Below are 2,104 nucleotides of genomic sequence, written 5' to 3'. Positions count from 1 at the left end.
TCGTTCCAAGTCGATTTCCCTGTTGGCTATGATCGACGACTCCCGATCGCCAAAAGATATGTCGATGCGATGGTCCAGAGCAGATCAACGTCCAACCAGCGTGAATTCGTTTCAGGTAGTGAGACCAGACAGTGATGGTCCTTGACAAACAAACTGTCATGAACGGTCCCCATGGAGGTTAATTGAGCGCAACTCTGATGAAATTATCCTGATGGCCAATATATGGCAACACTGCAAAATTATTTAATTACCACTTATATAAAATGAGTGGTGATTCATCCAATATGATGTTCTGCTGTTACTGCAATCCAGCCAACATGGAAATCGCAGTATCTTTTTCTGTATATGGCGAAACCGGTTTTTAACACACGGATACCGCTGGATTTCATCGTACGCTTTCTTTTTAACGTATAATAATGAAAAAAGTTACAGTGCCTGTGAAAAATATCGGTCCTGAAAAATCGCTTATCTACCAGCAGACATTGGTAATACAACTCATTTTGTGCTATTTCGTTTGTAAGATTTCGACCCTTTATCCATCCATTTCTTGCCAATTTCCGCCAAGAAACCCAAGCCATCTGCCCACAAAAGCAGGCCAAAGGATCTGATTAGACCTGAGCTCACGAAAATCATCGATCCCCCCCGAGCATGTGTTTGTGGACATGGGCTACCGCGGTCACGGCTATTCCGGGAAGGTTGGTGTGCATGTGGATAAACGGCGACGCAGGAGAACAGCCAAGCGCCTGTGGCGTTGGATGAAACGTCGGGCATCGCACACCTGAAACAAAAATAACGCATGGATCGATGCCGCCTGAAAAGTAACTTTGGCGACCTTGAAATAATCAACCAGGCAGCCGACATCATTACCAAAGGTGTCGGGACGGTTCAATTGAATCCCTGAATGATGCATAGGCGCCGGCAGTGCCGGTGTTACGTGAGCAGTACGGTGCTGCCTGTTGTTTTTCGTCCCTCCAGGTCCTGATGCGCCTGAGCCGCGTCCTCCAGACGGTATGTCTGGGCAATAGCAATGTCCACCGCGCCTTTTTCCACCACATCGAACAGATCCCGAGCATGGGCCAGCAAATCGACCCGCTGGGCCGTGTAAGTCATCAGGCTGGGCCGGGTGAGAAATAGCGATCCTTTTGCCGCCAGCACCCCGATTTCCAGCGGAGGCACGGCCCCCGATGCCTGCCCGAAGGTGACCATCGTCCCCATGGGCCGAAGGCAGTCCAGAGATTTCATGAACGTGGCCTGGCCCACACTGTCATATACCACGTCCACACCCCGCCCGTCCGTGATCGCCTTCACCCGCTCGGCAAAGTCGACCTCTCCATACAAGATGGGATGGGCGCAGCCGTTCTTTCTGGCGATTTCGGCTTTTTGCGCCGACCCCACGGTTCCGATCACCTCGGCACCTAAATAACTGGCCCATTGGCAGACGATGGAACCCACGCCGCCGGCAGCCGCATGAATCAGGATGCGATCGCCGGCTTTCACGGGATAGCATCCATGAAGCAGATACCTGGCAGTCATGCCTCTGAGCATCATACCTGCGGCCTGCTGGGTGGGAATGCTGTCGGGAAGTGACACGAGGCGGTGGGCCGGGATGCAGCGTACCTGCGCATAGGCCCCTGGCGGAACACCGGCATAGGCCACCCGGTCCCCCGGCTTGAATTCGGAGACATCGGCAGCCACCGATTCCACGACACCGGCGCCTTCTAAGCCCAGCACAGCGGGCAGCGCCGGCAGCGGATAAAGTCCTGTGCGATGATAGACGTCAATAAAATTGAGCCCAACGGCCTCCTGGCGCAATAGAACCTCTCCGGGGCCCGGGGTTCCGGGGTCATGGTCTTCCCAACGCATGACCGCGGGGCCGCCGGTTTCATGAACTCTGATAGCCTTGGACATGGTGACCTCCTTTGCGAAAAAGACAGAGAATGGTTGCGACAACGCTGAATGGATTGACCGTCAATGGTATTAACGTTAAGCATGGATGGTTTTAATACAATATTGAAACGGGAGGATCTTACTTCACGGGCCAGTTGGGTCCGGTTGAGCCGGTGGCCCGTGGTGCCGACCCTTCGGTCGTGCAATGCATAGATGA

Annotated in this window: 2 protein-coding genes; both read right to left on the bottom strand. The window is 53.5% G+C overall.

Annotation, left to right across the window (positions count from 1 at the left end):
- Positions 1-682 precede the first annotated feature (682 nt).
- On the bottom strand, positions 683-889 hold the full coding sequence (locus ABYV26_RS24745) for a hypothetical protein (protein ID WP_372684015.1): 207 nt from the start codon (positions 887-889) through the stop codon (positions 683-685).
- A 41-nt stretch (positions 890-930) separates the two neighbouring features.
- A complete protein-coding gene (locus ABYV26_RS24740) occupies positions 931-1,908 on the bottom strand; it encodes a quinone oxidoreductase (protein WP_372684014.1) in 978 nt (325 codons plus the stop codon).
- Positions 1,909-2,104: the final 196 nt, after the last annotated feature.

The organism is Desulfosarcina sp. (genome assembly GCF_041551955.1).
Lineage (GTDB): Bacteria > Desulfobacterota > Desulfobacteria > Desulfobacterales > Desulfosarcinaceae > Desulfosarcina.
The sequence above is the reverse complement of the archived record's forward strand: the minus strand, read 5'-3'. Positions and strand labels throughout refer to the sequence as shown.

What these genes read in the sequence shown, in the direction of transcription:
- ABYV26_RS24740 (WP_372684014.1), bottom strand. Translation starts at nt 1,908, where the DNA reads ATGTCCAAGGCTATCAGAGTTCATGAAACCGGCGGCCCCGCGGTCATG.